Origin of the sequence: Actinoallomurus sp. CA-142502 (genome assembly GCF_050936355.1) — a bacterium.
Classification (GTDB): domain Bacteria; phylum Actinomycetota; class Actinomycetes; order Streptosporangiales; family Streptosporangiaceae; genus Actinoallomurus; species Actinoallomurus iriomotensis.
On the sequence record NZ_JBNJMY010000001.1, the window covers coordinates 5,384,541 to 5,399,099 of the forward strand.

Genomic DNA, 14,559 nt, shown 5'->3' on the forward strand with positions numbered 1-14,559 from the left:
TTTTCCGAATGACTCGCTCAGTCCTCGTCACCGGTGGCAACCGGGGAATCGGGCTGGCCATCGCTCACGAGCTCAAGGGCTCGGGGGACGCCGTCGCCGTGACCTATCGTTCCGGCGAGCCGCCCGAAGACCTGTTCGGCGTGCGCTGTGACATCACCAGCGCCGAGGACGTCGACGCCGCGTTCGGGAAGGTCGAGGCGGAGCAGGGACCCGTCGAGGTGCTGGTGGCCAACGCCGGCATCACGAAGGACAACCTGCTCGCGCTGATGAGCGAGGAGGAGTTCTCCTCCGTGCTCGACACCAACCTGACCGGGGCGTACCGCGTCGCCAAACGCGCGGTGCGCGGCATGATGCGCAAGCGCAGGGGCCGCATCATCCTGGTCTCGTCGGTGGTCGGGCTGCTCGGCTCCGGAGGCCAGACCAACTACGCCGCCTCCAAGGCCGGGCTGATCGGCTTCGCCCGGTCCCTCGCCCGCGAACTGGGCTCGCGCGGCATCACCGTCAACGTCGTCGCACCCGGATTCGTCGCCACCGACATGACGGCGGCCCTGGGCGAGGACCGGCAGGCCGAGATCAAGAAGCAGATCCCGCTGGGCCGGATCGCCGAGCCGGCGGAGATCGCCAAGGCGGTACGGTTCCTGGCCGGCGACGACGCCGCCTACATCACCGGGGCGGTCATCCCGGTCGACGGCGGCCTTGGAATGGGGCACTGAATGGGCATTCTCGACGGAAAGCGCATCCTCGTCACGGGCGTCCTGACCGACGCCTCCATCGGCTTCCACATCGCGCGCATGGCACAGCAGGAGGGCGCGACGGTCGTGCTGACCGGCTTCGGCCGCATGTCGCTCGTCGAGCGCATCGCCAAGCGGCTCCCCGAGCCCGCGCCGGTGATCGAGCTCGACGTCACCGACGACGAGCACCTCGCCGGCCTGGCCGACCAGGTGAGCGCGCACGTCGACGGCCTCGACGGCGTCGCGCACTCGATCGCCTTCGCGCCGCAGACCGCGATGGGCGGCAACTTCATGAACACGCCGTGGGGCGACGTGGCGACCGCGGTGCAGATCTCGGCGTACTCCCTGAAGTCGCTCACCGCCGCCTGCCTGCCGCTGATGAAGTCCGGCGGCTCGGTGGTCGGCCTCGACTTCGACGCGGGCCAGGCGTGGCCGGTCTACGACTGGATGGGCGTCGCCAAGGCCGGTCTGGAGTCGACCTCGCGCTACCTCGCCAAGTACCTGGGCCCGGACAACGTACGGGTCAACCTCGTGGCGGCCGGCCCGCTCAAGACGATGGCGGCCAAGAGCATCCCCGGCTTCGAGGAGTTCACCGACGTCTGGCCGGAGCGCGCGCCGCTCGGCTGGGACGTCGCCGACCCCGAGCCCACCGCCAAGGCGTGTGTGGCGCTGCTGTCGGACTGGTTCCCGGCGACGACCGGAGAGATCGTGCACGTCGACGGCGGAGTCCACGCCGTCGGCTGAGTGACCGCCCGGACCCCCGCTCGTCGCGCGACCGGGCGGGGGTCCCGCCGTTCACCGGTCGCGGCGGCGGAACAGAAGGCTGAGGTTCAGCGCGGCCAGCGCGCCGATGAGGCCCGACGCGGTCGCCACCAGCAGGGGCGGCAACGGCTCACCGTCCGGCGCCGACTCCGCGACCAGCAGCGCCGGCTCCGCGGCCAGGCGCTCCGCCGGCGCACTCGCCGTGGACCTGGGCACCACGACCGGAGCCCGGTCGGGGACGTCGGGCAGCGCGGGTGCGGGTGAGGACTCCGGCACGGACACGTCCGGACGCGCGCCGGCCGGCGGGGCGGGCAGATCCACCGGGCGGCGCACCGCGAACTGATGACGCGGGCGCGGCGCGGGCCTCTTCGCGGCCTTGTGCCGGTGCTTCGGCGGCGGGTCGGTGGACGGCCTGCTCGACGGTTTCGCGGAGGGCCTGGGCGGCGCCCCCGGTACGCCCTTCCCCGCGCCGAGGAGGCCGCACAGCAGCCTGCCCAGCCTGCACTCGCCCACGGTGGTCCTCTCGGTCGCCGCGGACGCCGGCCCGGCCTGCGCGGTGAAGAAGACGAGCGCGCCGGCCGACAACGTCGCCGACGCCACCACGACGCGCCGGTCTCGTCTCAGCGCCATATCGCTCCCCTCCGACGGTGAACATCACGTCCAAGCAGGATCCCAGGCGAGCCCTTACTTACAGCTCACTTACGGATGAGTCAACGCGCTGTCGGAGGCTCGGCGTCACACGTCGGCGAGGTTCTCCCGGAGCAGGTCGGCGAGCCTCGTGCGGCGCGCCGGCTCCTCACGCTCGCGTACGGCGCGGGCCAGCTCGGGCCCTGCCGCGTGCACGACGGACAGATGCCGGCGCGCGCGGCTGAACGCTCCGACGACCACCGGGCGGGTCAACGCGCCTGCGGCCTCGCCGGGCAGGACGGCGACCACGGCGGGCCACCGGGCGCCCTGCGCGCGGTGGACGGTCACCGCCCAGCCGTGCCGCAGCGACGTGCCGGGCACCGACGCCGTGCCGCCGGGGAAGGCGACCTCGACGGCCTCCTCGTCCGGCTTCGCCGCGACGACGCTGCCGAACTCGCCCGCGGCGGCCAGGGGCAGGTCCGTGACCACCACCACGCGGTCACCCGCGTCGTAGGGGCCCGGCCCGGGGTTCAGGCGCGCCTTGAGCGCCTGGTTGAGGGCGTCCGCCCCCGCCTCGCCGCGGCGGGCGGGCGTGACCACCAGGACGTCCTCGGCCGGGATGCCGAGCGCGCGGGGGATCGAGTCGGTGACGAGCTGCACGGTGCGGTGGGCCGCCTCCCGCGCCTCCCCGGCCGGGACGATGACGACCTCGCGGTCGGCCGGGTCCACCGGCACGAGACCGCCCTCACGGGCCGCGGCGGCCACCCGTCCGATCGCGCCGCCCGGCTCGGCGGGCAGCGCGACGACCGGCAGGACGCCGCAGGCGATCGCGTCGCCGAGCACGCGGCCGGCGGCGAGCGACGACGGTGCCGCCGGGTCGGCGGTCAGCACCAGGTGGGTGCCGTCCATGCACGCGTCGACCAGTGCCGCCGCGCGCTCGACGTCGAGGGTGTTCGCCTCGGCGACCACGACGATGTCGGCCTCGATCGGATGCTCGACGCCGCGTGCGTACCCGTCCGGGCCGGGCTCCAGGAGCCGGTGGACGCCTCCGCGAGAACCGGCCGCGCCGCCCACGTCCTTGGCGGCCCGGTCGGTCGCCGCGGTGACGACGACGCCGGGACGGCCCGCCAGCGCCCGTACGACCTCCTCGACGGCCTCGGGCGGTCCGGTGAGCACGCTGACCCCGTGCTCGAACACCTCCGCCGGCACCCCGTCGGAGGGCGGCAGCGGGTCGGCCATCGCGGTCAGCCGGGCCAGGCCCTCCGCGACCGTCTCCTCGGCCGCCGCGAGCGAGGCCAGGCCGAGCAGCTCGGTCTCCGAGGCCTCGTGCATGACGGCGACGATCTCTCCGGCGCCGATGGCGGCGCGGACCGCCTCGACGGCGTCGCCGGGGTCGTAGGCATCCAGGGCGGACAGCAGCGACTTGGCGGACGTCACGGTGTGACCGTCGCCGGCCGCGCGCAGCAGCAGATGGACGGCCAGCGCGCCGACGCGGCGCGGGTCGTGCGGCGCGGCCTCGCCGCCGAGGAGCCTGCGGGCGAAGAAGTCGGCCTGCTCGGGCCGTACGCCGGGCACGGTGAGGAGCCGCCAGGGGTTGTCGCGCAGCTCCCGCGCGGCGCCCGGACCGAGGCACGCCGCCACCTGGTGCGCGAGCCGCGCCGGAACCTCGGCCGACGCGAACAGCTCGACCAGGTCCGCGGGCGGAGTGGAGGATGTGTCAGTCATCGACGGTCACCCTACGGTGTCAGGCGCCTGCGGCGCTGCCGACCATGCCGAGATCAGTCGTCGTCCCGGTCGTCGTCGGAGGAGATGTCGTCCAGGGCCTCGCGGATCTCGCCGGGCAGGGTGATCTCCTCGGCCTCCAGGATGACGGACAGCTGCTTGACCGTACGCGCCCCGACGATCGGCGCCACCACGCCCGGCTGGTCGCGGACCCAGCCGAGCGCCACGGCGAGAGGCGACACGCCGAGCCCCTCGGCGGCCGTCGACACCGACTCGACGATCCGCGCGCAGCGGTCGTTCAGGTACGGCTGGACGAACTCGGCGTAGTGCGCGCTGGCCGCGCGGGAGTCGGCCGGGATGCCCGTGCGGTACTTGCCGGTCAGCACCCCGCGGCCCAGCGGAGAGTAGGGGAGCAGGCCCACCCCGAGCTGCAGCGCCGCCGGCACCAGGTCGTCCTCCGCGTCACGCCGCAGCAGGGAGTACTCCGCCTGCGTGGACACGATCGGCGTACGGCCCGGCCAGGCGCGCTGCCAGGTCGCCGCGGTGGCGAGCTGCCACGCGGCGTAGTTGGAGACCCCGGCGTACCGGGCGCGGCCGGAGGCGACGGCGTCGTCCAGCGCGGACAGCGTCTCCTCCATCGGCGTGCGCGAGTCGTACGCGTGGAGCTGCCACAGGTCGACGTGGTCGACGCCGAGGCGATCGAGGGAGGCGTCCAGCGCGCGCAGCAGGTGACGCCGCGAGGCGTCACGCGTCCCCTCGGCGGTCAGCACCGCCTTGGTCGCGATGACCAGGTCGTCACGGTCGACGACCTGGCCGACCAGCTCGCCGATGACCCGCTCGCTGTCGCCGCCGCAGTACACGTCGGCGGTGTCGAGGAGACTGCCGCCCGCCTCGACGAAGGTCGTGAGCTGCTCGGCCGCGTCTTCGGGGTCGGTGTCGCCGCCCCATGTCATCGTGCCCAGGCCGAGGCGGGAAACGGACAGGCCGCTCCGGCCGAGGTGACGCTCTTCCATCACGACCTCCGGAGGGGACCGTCGCCTTCGGACGACGGAGGAGTCGAAGGCGAGAGGTGCGCCAAGGCTCGGGCGTGCGTGGGCCCGTCAGGTCTGCGCATCAGAGGTCTCCGTTCACCGCGGGTGGGATTTGCGACGCTGTCATCAATGATGGTGTGACTCGTTAGATGCGGTTCTCGCCGGGTGCGGTGTGTGACTTCGGGCACCACCGGGTGGTGCGTGAGGTAGGGACGCCCGGCGTTCGCGCAGACGGCACGGCCGACGGCGCAAGGGGTGGCGGGGTTCGCGGCCCTGCACGCCAAGGTGCGCAGGCGGCTTGGCGAGAAGCCGCTCCCTTCAGGGAGCGGAGGAGTCACGCCTGCGCAGCGTAGCGGCCGGAGTGGTTCGTCCGCACGTACTCGCACTGCTCGCTAGGCTGCCTGCGACATCGACTCCACCGGTACGAGGAAGAGCCACCACCCGTGAACTTCGTCCAAGCCACCGTGCTCGGGATCGTCCAGGGACTCACCGAGTTCCTGCCGATCTCCAGTTCGGCCCACCTCCTGATCGTGCCCCGGCTGCTCGATTGGAAGGACCCGGGCGCGGCGTTCACCGCGGTGATCCAGCTCGGCACCATTCTGGCGGTGCTCATCTACTTCTGGCGCGACATCGTCCGGATCACCGTCACCTGGTTCCGCAGCCTGTTCAACCCGGACCTGCGCCACCACCTCGACGCGCGCATGGGCTGGTACGTCGGGCTCGGCACGATCCCCGTCTCGGTGGCGGGCCTGGCGTTCAACAGCGCCATCGAGGGGCCGGCGCGCAACCTGTGGATCAACGCGAGCAGCCTCATCGTCATGGGGCTGGTGCTCCTGATCGCCGAGTGGGCCGCCCGGCAGAAGCGCGAGATCGGCGACCTCAACATGCGCGACGGCCTCATCATCGGCGGGTTCCAGTGCCTCGCGCTGATCCCCGGCTCGTCGCGGTCCGGCTCGACCATCACCGGCGGTCTGTTCCTCGGCTACACGCGTGAGGCGGCGGCCCGCTACTCCTTCCTGCTGTCCATCCCCGCCGTGGTCCTGTCCGGCCTGTTCGAGCTGCGCAAGGTCGGTGAGGGCAACCTGCCCGTCGCGGGTACGGCCGTCGCCACCGTCGTGTCGTTCGTGGTCGGGTACGCCTCGATCGCGTGGCTGCTGAAGTTCCTCGTCCGCCACTCGACGCTGGTGTTCGTCTACTACCGGGTGGCGCTCGGCGGCATCCTCATCGGCCTGCTCGCCGCCGGAGCCATCGCCGCGACGTAGGGCCCGAGGCGGCGTACGGTCGTGGCATGAGGGTGCTCACCGTCAACGTGGGCAGGCCGCGGCCCAATCCCTGGAAGCGCCTGCCCGCCACAGGTATCGACAAGCGTCCCGTCGAGGGCCCGGTCGCCGTCACCGCGCCCGGGCCCAAGGGCGCCGGCGAGGTCGGCCTCGCCGGTGACCGGGCCCACGACGTCAGGCATCACGGCGGCACCGACCAGGCCGTCTACGCCTACGCCCGCGAGGACCTCGACCGGTGGGCGGCCGAGCTGGACCGGCCGCTGCCGAACGGCGTCTTCGGGGAGAACCTCACCACCGAGGGCCTGGATGTCAACGGCGCCCTGATCGGCGAACGCTGGCGGATCGGACGCGACGTCGTGCTGGAGGTCTCCGCTCCGCGAATCCCGTGTGTGACCTTCCAAGGGCGGCTGGGCGTGCCCGGCTGGATCAAGCGCTTCATCGCCGCCGCGGTGCCCGGCCCGTACCTGCGGGTGATCGAGCCGGGCGACGTCCGCGCCGGCGACCCGATCACGATCGTGAGCCGCCCGGACCACGACGTGACCGTCGCGCTCGCCCTGCGCGCGCTCACCAGCGAACCCGAACTGCTCCCGCGCCTGGCACCGGCCGGCGACGCCCTCCACGCCGAGACACGTGACCTCCTCCGCCGCACCGGCTCCTAAGGCGCTGCCCGGCCTGCGGTCAGGATGAACGCCGGCGGGCGGCACCTCCGGTCGCCGGCGGCGGGGCTGCGACGGTTCATCACCACGCATCAGCGTATGGCGCGGCTGAAGCGCGCTCATGCCCGCGCGGATCCACCGTCGGCGTAGAATTCGGCACCGTTGACGTAGCTCGACGCGTCCGAGGCGAGGAACGTCGTCGCGGATGGCGAGGATCACGCGATCTTCATCGAACTCACGAGGCCGGGGCACGCCCGCACAACACAAGTTCTGGACCGTATGGGCCACAATGGACTCGGGCGCCATGTGCCCAGCTCAGCTCCGGAAAGTCCAGCCGAAATCCGGTGCTGGAGTGCTGGGCCGGCTACAGCCAGCCGCTCTTGCGGAACCAGCGGTACAGGCCGACGCAGATGCCGACGATGACCATCATCGCCGCCGGGTAGCCCCACCACTGGTGCAGCTCGGGCATGTGGTCGAAGTTCATGCCGTACACGCCAGTGATCATCGTCGGCACGGCGAGGATCGCCGCCCAGGCGGAGATCTTGCGCATGTCCTCGTTCTGCTGCATGCCGACCTGGGCGAGGTGCGCGTTCAGGACGTTCGTCAGCAGTTCGTTGTGCGAGTCGACCTGCTCGTCGACGCGCAGCAGGTGGTCCAGCACGTCGCGGAAGTACTCCAGCGTGCCCTCCGCGACGCTCACGCGGCCCTTCACGATCTCCTGGAGCACGGGGATCAGCGGGTCCTCGGCGCCGCGGAACTCCAGCACCTCGCGTTTGAGCTCGTAGATGTCCTCGGTGACCGTGGTGCGCTGGGGGGCGAAGACGCGGCGCTCGAGGTCGATGATGTCGGTCTCGACCTCGTGCGCGATCGAGCCGTATTGGTCGACGACCTCGTCGAGCACCGTGTAGAGCACGGCGCTCGGCCCGTGACGGAGCAGGTCCGGGTCGCCCTCCAGCCGCCGGCGCACGGCCTTCAGCGGCGCGCCCTCGCCGTGCCGGACGGTGATCACGAAGTCCTTGCCGAGGAACAGCATGATCTCGCCGACCTCGATGTCGGAGGTCTCGTCGATGTAGCGCAGCGACTTGATGACCACGAACAGCACGTCGCCGTAGCGTTCGAGCTTGGGCCGCTGGTGCGCGTGGACCGCGTCCTCGATCGCGAGCGGGTGCAGCTGCAGCTCGCCGGCGACCTGGTCGAACTCCTCGGTGCTCGGCTCGTGGAGGCCGATCCACATGAAGCTGTCACCGAGTTCCCGCGCGGCGTCGAGGGCGTCGCTGAGATCGCCGTCGACGTCGTCGCGGACGCCCTTCCGATAGATGGCGCAATCCATGATCATGACGACATTGTCCCGGAGCAGGCGTGGGCAGGGGCGCCACATGACCTACCCGTGACCTTGGATGCCAATCGCCGCGCCGGGTGCGGCTACAGTTCACGACGTGGCAACTCTCCTCTTGGTGCGTCACGGGCTGACCGAGCTGACCGGGCCGGTGCTCGCCGGCTGGACGCCCGAGGTGCACCTCAACGAGCGCGGCCGTCAGCAGGCCGCCGAGCTCGCGGCGCGCCTCGCGCCCCTGCCCATCGACCTGGCCCTCGCGAGCCCCCTGGAACGCTGCCAGGAGACCGCGCAGGCCCTCCTCGACGGGCGCGACGGCCTCCAGGTGCGCACCGACGACCGGTTCGGCGAGGTCAGGTACGGCGACTGGACCGGGCGCCCGCTCCAGGAACTGGCCAAGGAGGACCTGTGGAAGGTCGTCCAGGCCCACCCCAGCGCCGCGCGGTTCCCCGGCGGTGAGGCCCTGGCCGACGCCCAACACCGGGCGGTGACCGCCGTGCGCGAGTGGAACGACACGCTCAAGCCGGACGCGACGTTCCTGGTGTGCAGCCACGGCGACATCATCAAGTCCATCGTGGCCGACGCCCTGGGCCTGCACCTGGACCAGTTCCAGCGCATTCAGGCCGATCCCGCGTCACTGACCGTGATCCGTTACACCGAGACGCGTCCGTTCGTCCTCCGTCTGAACGACAATGGCGGGAAAGTCGACGATCTTCTTGCGAAGTCCGGCGAGGACAGTGACGCGCCCGTCGGTGGCGGAGCGTAGGGTCGTCCTCATGCCGGTCATCGCATACGACATGCCCGAAAGGTTTGTGGCGGGCACCGTCGGCCAGCCTGGCGACCGCACGTTCTTCCTGCAGGCTCGGGCGGGGCGCCGCGTCACGAGCGTCGGCCTGGAGAAGTTCCAGGTGACGCTGCTGGCAGAGCGCCTTGAGGAGTTGCTGGACGAGGTGCTGCGCCAGGGCGGCACGACTGCGGTCCCCGCGGTCGCGCCGGTCGAGCTGCAGGACGACGAGCCGCTCGAACAGCCGATCGAGGAGGAGTTCCGCGTCGGCACGATGGCGCTGGCCTGGGATCCCGAAGATGAGCGGGTGGTCATCGAGGCGCAGGAGGTCACCGAGGGTGAGGAGGACGAGTCCGAGATCGGCAGCGAGGATCCCGCCGCCGTGGTGCTCCGCGTCCGCATCACCGCCGGTCAGGCCCGTGCCTTCGCCCAGCGCGCCTTGAAGATCGTCGCCGCCGGGCGGCCCCCCTGCCCGCTGTGCGGGCTGCCGCTGGACGCCCAGGGCCACGTCTGCCCGCGGCAGAACGGCCATCTTGGCTGAAATGTCGATCGCACGGACACTAGAGCCATGAGTCAGCCCTCCCGGTACGGCGTCGGCGGTGACGGCTCGGTCGGTCCGGCCGACGTCGAGACCGCCACCCGCCTCTTGCAACACGGCGAGATCACCGTCGAGGGACGGCTCGTCGCGGCGACCAACGCCACGCTGTACTGCGCCATCGAGCTCGACGGTCTGCGGGCGAACTGCGTCTACAAGCCCGTCTCCGGCGAGCGCCCGCTGTGGGACTTCCCGGACGGCACCCTGGCCGGCCGTGAGGTCGCGGCGTACGTCATCTCCGAGCAGATGGGCTGGCGGATCGTGCCGCCGACCGTCCACCGCGACGGCCCGTTCGGCCCCGGCATGGTGCAGCTGTGGATCGACCACGACCCCGACGTCGACGTGCTGGCGCTGTCGCGCGGTGACGATCCGGCCGTGCGCCGCATGGCGGTCTTCGACGCCGTCGTCAACAACGCCGACCGCAAGGTCGGGCATCTGCTGCCGACCACGTCCGGCCACGTGTACGGCTGCGACCACGGCGTCTGCTTCTCCGACGAGTACAAGCTGCGCACCGTGCTGTGGCAGTGGCGCGGCAAGGACCTCACCGGCGAGGCGGTCGAGGCGCTGCAGCGGCTCCGTCACGCGTTCGACCGCGACGGCCTCACCGCCCGGCTGCGGGCGCTGCTGAGCGAGGAGGAGGTCGAGGCCACCGTCGGCCGCGTCGACCTCATGCTCAAGCACCGCATCCACCCCTACCCCCCAGAGGACTGGCCCGCCATTCCCTGGCCCCCCGTGTAGATGTGCACGGCGATCGTCGGGTACGACCCGCGCGCACCGATCCCGGTGTTCCTCGCCGGCGTACGTGACGAGATGCTCGACCGGGCGTGGGTCCCGCCCGCCCGGCACTGGCCCGACCGCCCCGGCCTGGTCGGCGGCCGCGACGAACTGGCCGGCGGCACGTGGCTGGCCGCCGCCCCGTCCACGCCGCGCGTGGCGTGCGTGCTCAACGGCGAGGGACCCCCGGCGCCCGAGGCGCGCCGCCGCTCCCGTGGGGAACTGCCGCTGCTGATCGCCGAGGGCGGCCGGCTGGACGGCGACCTCGGCCGGTACGACCCGTTCCACCTCATCGGCGCCGAGCCGGGGGGAGTGCGCCTCTGGAGCTGGAACGGTGAACGGCTCACCGCCCGCACGCTCGAACCCGGGGTGCACATCGTCGTCAACAGCGGCCTGGCCGAACCGGGCACGTGCGGCGGCGACGACCGCCTGTCCGCCCGCGTCGCCCACTTCCGCCCGCTGTTCGAGGCGGCCGCCCGCGACCGCGCGAGCTGGCGGCGGCTGCTCGACGGAGACGGGCTCGATCCCGCCGACGCCAGGGCGCTCATCGTCCGCCGCGAGCTCGACGGCGGCCGGGTCTGGGGCACGACCTCGATCTCGCTGACCACCCTCGGCGTGGACGCGATGACCGGCTACGACTTCACCGCGGACCCCGGCGATCCGGCGGCCTGGCGGCCGATACCGCTGGCCTGACTCCTTTATGAGCGGGCGTCCGCCCAGCCGCGGGCGAGGAACGCGAAGGCGTCCGGCAGCACGCTCCGCACGTAGTCCCAGTCGTGCCCGCCCGGCCGTACGACGAACGTCGCCGGCACGCCGGCGTCGTCCAGCAGCTTCTTGAAGCGCTGCGGCTCGCCGTCGACCACCGGGTTGGTCTCGTCCGCGGCGGCGGAGAGGAAGACGTGCAGGCGGCGGGCGGCGGCGACGTGCTCGTCCGGCCGGTTCGCCGCGATCACCTCGGCCTCGTCGCCGAACATGTGCGACGGGTCGTCGACGTGGAAGTACCCGGAGATCGAGGCGACCGAGCCGAAGACGTCCGGGTGACGGAGGGCGAGATTCATCGAGCCGTAGCCGCCCATCGAGAAACCGGCGATCGCCCGGTGCGCCGCGTCGCGCCGATGCGCGCCCTCCACCGCCGGGATGACCTCGTCGAGGAGGCGGTCCTCGACCCGGTCCGACCCGTCGGCGGCGTTCGCCCACTCGGTGTCGTCGTGGTGGCTGCCGTTGCCGTCGGGGACCGCGAGCACGAAGGGCGTGCCGCCGTGCGCGACATAGGACCGGACCTGGTCGGCCAGCCCCTCGTACCGCACGATCGTCTCGGGGTCGCTCGGCACGCCGTGCAGGAAGTACAGCACCGGGAGCGTCCGCGTCTCCGGCACGTCCGGGCGCCAGACGTACACGCCGTAGTCCTTGTGGTCGGCCGGGTCGGTGACCTCGATCCGGCTGAGCCCGGGGCGGGCCGGCGACGGCGTGTCGGTCTCCCGCGCCCCGCGGGTGTCGGCCGAGGATCCGTGGTGCGCGCCGACGTTGACCGAGGCGTAGGCCGTGCCGAGCGCGAGGACGAGTGTTCCCGCCCACAGCGAAAGACCGGCGAGGCGCCGGCCACGATGCTGGGGTCTACGGTGTTTCGACACGTTGCAGGCGAAATCCCGGCGATCAGTCATGACAGGGGGCGGAGCGCCACCAGATTCGCACACTCGCGCCGGGCCGGTCGGCAGCCTCGGCTCACCAGGACAAGTCTTTACCGTCCCGATCCCCGTCGTCCGCCGCCGTCCGTCGCGGATAGGCTGCGGGGTATGCGATCGTGGCCTGCCCCCGAGGTCCCCAGCCTGGCCGGACACGGCCTGTCGCTCGCGGAGCCTCTGCTGAAACTGCACGACTCGGCCGCGGGCGCTCTGCGCCCGGTCACTCCGGGCCCGGTGGCCCGGATGTACGTCTGCGGCATCACCCCCTATGACGCCACCCATCTCGGGCACGCCGCGACCTACCTCGCGTTCGATCTGGTCAACCGGGTCTGGCGCGACGCGGGTCACGAGGTGCACTACGTGCAGAACACCACCGACATCGATGATCCGCTCCTCGAACGCGCCACCGAGACCGGTGACGACTGGCGCGCCCTGGCCGCGCGGGAGATCGAGCTCTACCGCGACGACATGACCGCGCTGCGCGTTCTGCCGCCGCGCGAGTACGCCGGCGCGGTCGAGTCGATCCCGCTGATCATCGAGTTCGTCGAACGGCTGCGCTCGCGCGGCGCCGCGTACGACCTCGACGGCGACCTGTACTTCCCGATCTCCGCCGACCCGGAGTTCGGCTCGGTGAGCGGCCTGACGACGGCGGACATGCTGCCGCTGTTCGCCGAACGCGGCGGCGACCCCGACCGCAAGGGCAAGAAGGACGCCCTCGACCCGTTGCTGTGGCAGGCGGAGCGGCCGGGCGAGCCGTCCTGGGACTCCCCGTTCGGTGCCGGCCGTCCGGGCTGGCACGTGGAGTGCGCCGCCATCTCGGTGCAGAACCTCGGCATGTCCTTCGACGTCGAGGGCGGCGGCTCCGACCTCGTCTTCCCGCACCACGAGATGGGCGCGTCCCACGCCGAGATCGCCACCGGCGAGCGCCCGCACGCCAAGGCGTACGTCCACGCGGGCATGGTCGGCCTCGACGGCGAGAAGATGTCCAAGTCGCGGGGGAACCTGGTGTTCGTCTCGGGCCTGCGCCGGGACGGCGCCGACCCGATGGCGATCCGGCTGGCGCTGCTGGCGCACCACTACCGGTCCGACTGGGAGTGGACCGCCGACGACCTGACCGCCGCCGAGGCCCGCCTGGCCCGCTGGCGCGAGGCCGCGCGGCTGGCCGGCGGCCCGTCCGCGGTGGCCCTGGTCGCGGACCTCCGCCGGCACCTGGCCGACGACCTCGACGCCCCTTCGGCCCTCGCCGCGGTGGACCGGTGGGTGGACCACGCCCTCAGCGTCGTCGCCGAGGACCGCGAGGACGAGGGCACGGCTCCGGAGCTGTTCCGCGTCGCCGTCGACGCGCTGCTCGGCGTCGCCGTGTAGCCGCCCGCGCACCACCCGTCTGCCGGATACGCGTCATCTGCCCGGTCTGCACAACAGACGCGAAACAAATGGCGATCTGTCCTTGACATGCGGGTGTGCCCGGTGACAATTTGAACGATCAAACCGGCGACCGCCGGAAATCCGTGCCAAGGGAGACTCCCCATGGGCCGTGGCGGAGACGCGACCGGTGTGACGATCTCCGAGGTCGCCGCCGCGGCCGGGGTCTCGCGCCAGACCGTCTCCAACGTGCTCAAGGCGCCCGAGCGGGTCGCGCCCGAGACGGCGGCGCGGGTGCGGCGGGCCATCGACGAGCTCGGCTACCGGCCCAACCGCGCGGCCCAGAACCTCCGGCAGCGCACGAGCCGGTGCATCGGGCTCAAGATGGTCTCCCCATCCGGCGTCAGCGACCTGTTCGACCGGTTCCTGCACGCGCTCACCGAGGCGGCGGGCGCCGCCGGATACCACGTGCTGCTCTTCGGCGCCGCCGGTGACGAGCTCACCACGTCCGAGGACCTGATCCGCACCGGCACGGTCGACGCGCTGGTCCTCGTCGACGTCGAGGTGGGCGACCCGCGCCTGCCGTGGTTCACCCGCCGCGGAATCCCCTTCGTCTGCTTCGGCCGGCCGCGCGGGCAGGCCCGCGGGCGCTTCTGGTGGGCCGACGTGGACGGCGCGCACGGCGTCGCGCGCGCGGTGGACCACCTGGTCGCCCGTGGTCACCGCCGCGTCGCCTACCTCGGCTGGCCGCCGGGCAACGGGTTCGGCGACGACCGGCGCGCGGGCTGGGAGGAGGCGGTGCGGCGCCACGGGCTGGACGCCGCCGACCTCGTGGCCGGCAGCGCCGAGGACGTCGCGGCTGCGGCCGCGGCGGCGCGGACGCTGCTGGCCGGTTCCGAACCGCCCACCGCGTTCGCCTGCGGCAGCGACACCTTCGCGGTCGGCGCGCGGCTCGCCGGCGGCATCGGCCCGGACGGGTGGCCGAACCTGGACGTCGTCGGCTTCGACGACTCGCCGGCCGTGATGCTGATGTCGCCGCCGATGTCGAGCGTCCGCCAGCCGCTCGACGAGGTCGCGCGGCGTGTCGTCGGACTCCTCATCGACCGGCTGAGTGGGGCGGAGACTCCGCGGGAGGGGGTGATGCTGCGTCCAGATCTCGTCATACGGGAGTGGCGGGGGCCCGAGCCCGTGCACTGAGTGTGATTCCCAGAACGAGGAGT

The 14,559-nt window shown here is 72.4% G+C and carries 15 protein-coding genes; 10 read left to right on the forward strand and 5 right to left on the reverse strand.

Annotated elements, in window-relative coordinates; translation table 11 throughout:
* Positions 1–8: 8 nt before the first annotated feature.
* Together fabG and fabI are read left to right on the forward strand one after the other, a co-directional pair.
* A complete protein-coding gene (gene fabG, locus ACQEV1_RS25645; protein WP_285583290.1) occupies positions 9–713 on the forward strand; it encodes a 3-oxoacyl-ACP reductase FabG in 705 nt (234 codons plus the stop codon).
* Positions 714–1,475, forward strand: a complete 762-nt coding sequence (gene fabI / locus ACQEV1_RS25650) for an enoyl-ACP reductase FabI (protein WP_285624718.1) — start codon at positions 714–716, stop codon at positions 1,473–1,475.
* Positions 1,476–1,526: 51 nt separating this feature from the next.
* Here fabI and ACQEV1_RS25655 read toward each other — a convergent pair whose 3' ends face one another.
* The 3 genes from ACQEV1_RS25655 to ACQEV1_RS25665 form a co-directional block, all read right to left on the reverse strand.
* Complete coding sequence (locus tag ACQEV1_RS25655) at positions 1,527–2,123, reverse strand: hypothetical protein (RefSeq protein ID WP_433396597.1); 597 nt, start codon at positions 2,121–2,123, stop codon at positions 1,527–1,529.
* A gap of 105 nt (positions 2,124–2,228) precedes the next feature.
* On the reverse strand, positions 2,229–3,845 hold the full coding sequence (locus ACQEV1_RS25660) for a helix-hairpin-helix domain-containing protein (protein WP_433396598.1): 1,617 nt from the start codon (positions 3,843–3,845) through the stop codon (positions 2,229–2,231).
* A 53-nt stretch (positions 3,846–3,898) separates the two neighbouring features.
* Positions 3,899–4,855, reverse strand: coding sequence for an aldo/keto reductase (locus tag ACQEV1_RS25665; protein ID WP_433396600.1), 957 nt, complete (start codon positions 4,853–4,855; stop codon positions 3,899–3,901).
* A gap of 461 nt (positions 4,856–5,316) precedes the next feature.
* Between ACQEV1_RS25665 and ACQEV1_RS25670 the strand changes: the two genes are divergently transcribed.
* Complete coding sequence (locus ACQEV1_RS25670; RefSeq protein ID WP_433396602.1) at positions 5,317–6,135, forward strand: undecaprenyl-diphosphate phosphatase; 819 nt, start codon at positions 5,317–5,319, stop codon at positions 6,133–6,135.
* Positions 6,136–6,161: 26 nt separating this feature from the next.
* Positions 6,162–6,812, forward strand: a complete 651-nt coding sequence (locus tag ACQEV1_RS25675) for an MOSC domain-containing protein (protein WP_285624709.1) — start codon at positions 6,162–6,164, stop codon at positions 6,810–6,812.
* Between the two features lie 361 nt (positions 6,813–7,173).
* Here ACQEV1_RS25675 and corA read toward each other — a convergent pair whose 3' ends face one another.
* Positions 7,174–8,145, reverse strand: coding sequence for a magnesium/cobalt transporter CorA (gene corA / locus ACQEV1_RS25680; RefSeq protein WP_285624707.1), 972 nt, complete (start codon positions 8,143–8,145; stop codon positions 7,174–7,176).
* A gap of 100 nt (positions 8,146–8,245) precedes the next feature.
* On the opposite strand from corA, the gene ACQEV1_RS25685 reads away from it, so the two are divergent.
* Genes ACQEV1_RS25685 through ACQEV1_RS25700 form a run of 4 tightly spaced genes read left to right on the forward strand, consistent with a single transcriptional unit; the run spans position 8,246 to position 10,988 of the window.
* A complete protein-coding gene (locus ACQEV1_RS25685; RefSeq protein ID WP_285583274.1) occupies positions 8,246–8,908 on the forward strand; it encodes a histidine phosphatase family protein in 663 nt (220 codons plus the stop codon).
* Between the two features lie 10 nt (positions 8,909–8,918).
* Entirely contained in the window at positions 8,919–9,467 is a 549-nt protein-coding gene (locus tag ACQEV1_RS25690; RefSeq protein WP_285583272.1) for a DUF3090 domain-containing protein, read from the forward strand.
* Positions 9,468–9,494: 27 nt separating this feature from the next.
* Entirely contained in the window at positions 9,495–10,259 is a 765-nt protein-coding gene (locus ACQEV1_RS25695) for an SCO1664 family protein (protein ID WP_285624705.1), read from the forward strand.
* A complete protein-coding gene (locus ACQEV1_RS25700; protein ID WP_433396606.1) occupies positions 10,260–10,988 on the forward strand; it encodes an NRDE family protein in 729 nt (242 codons plus the stop codon).
* Positions 10,989–10,993: 5 nt separating this feature from the next.
* Here ACQEV1_RS25700 and ACQEV1_RS25705 read toward each other — a convergent pair whose 3' ends face one another.
* Positions 10,994–11,956, reverse strand: a complete 963-nt coding sequence (locus ACQEV1_RS25705) for an alpha/beta hydrolase (RefSeq protein WP_433396608.1) — start codon at positions 11,954–11,956, stop codon at positions 10,994–10,996.
* 132 nt (positions 11,957–12,088) lie between these two features.
* On the opposite strand from ACQEV1_RS25705, the gene mshC reads away from it, so the two are divergent.
* Positions 12,089–13,342, forward strand: coding sequence for a cysteine--1-D-myo-inosityl 2-amino-2-deoxy-alpha-D-glucopyranoside ligase (gene mshC / locus ACQEV1_RS25710; RefSeq protein WP_433396610.1), 1,254 nt, complete (start codon positions 12,089–12,091; stop codon positions 13,340–13,342).
* Positions 13,343–13,504: 162 nt separating this feature from the next.
* The gene (locus tag ACQEV1_RS25715) at positions 13,505–14,536 is read left to right on the forward strand and encodes a LacI family DNA-binding transcriptional regulator (protein WP_285624694.1); all 1,032 of its coding nucleotides are present in this window, start codon (positions 13,505–13,507) and stop codon (positions 14,534–14,536) included.
* The last annotated feature ends 23 nt before the right edge of the window (positions 14,537–14,559 follow it).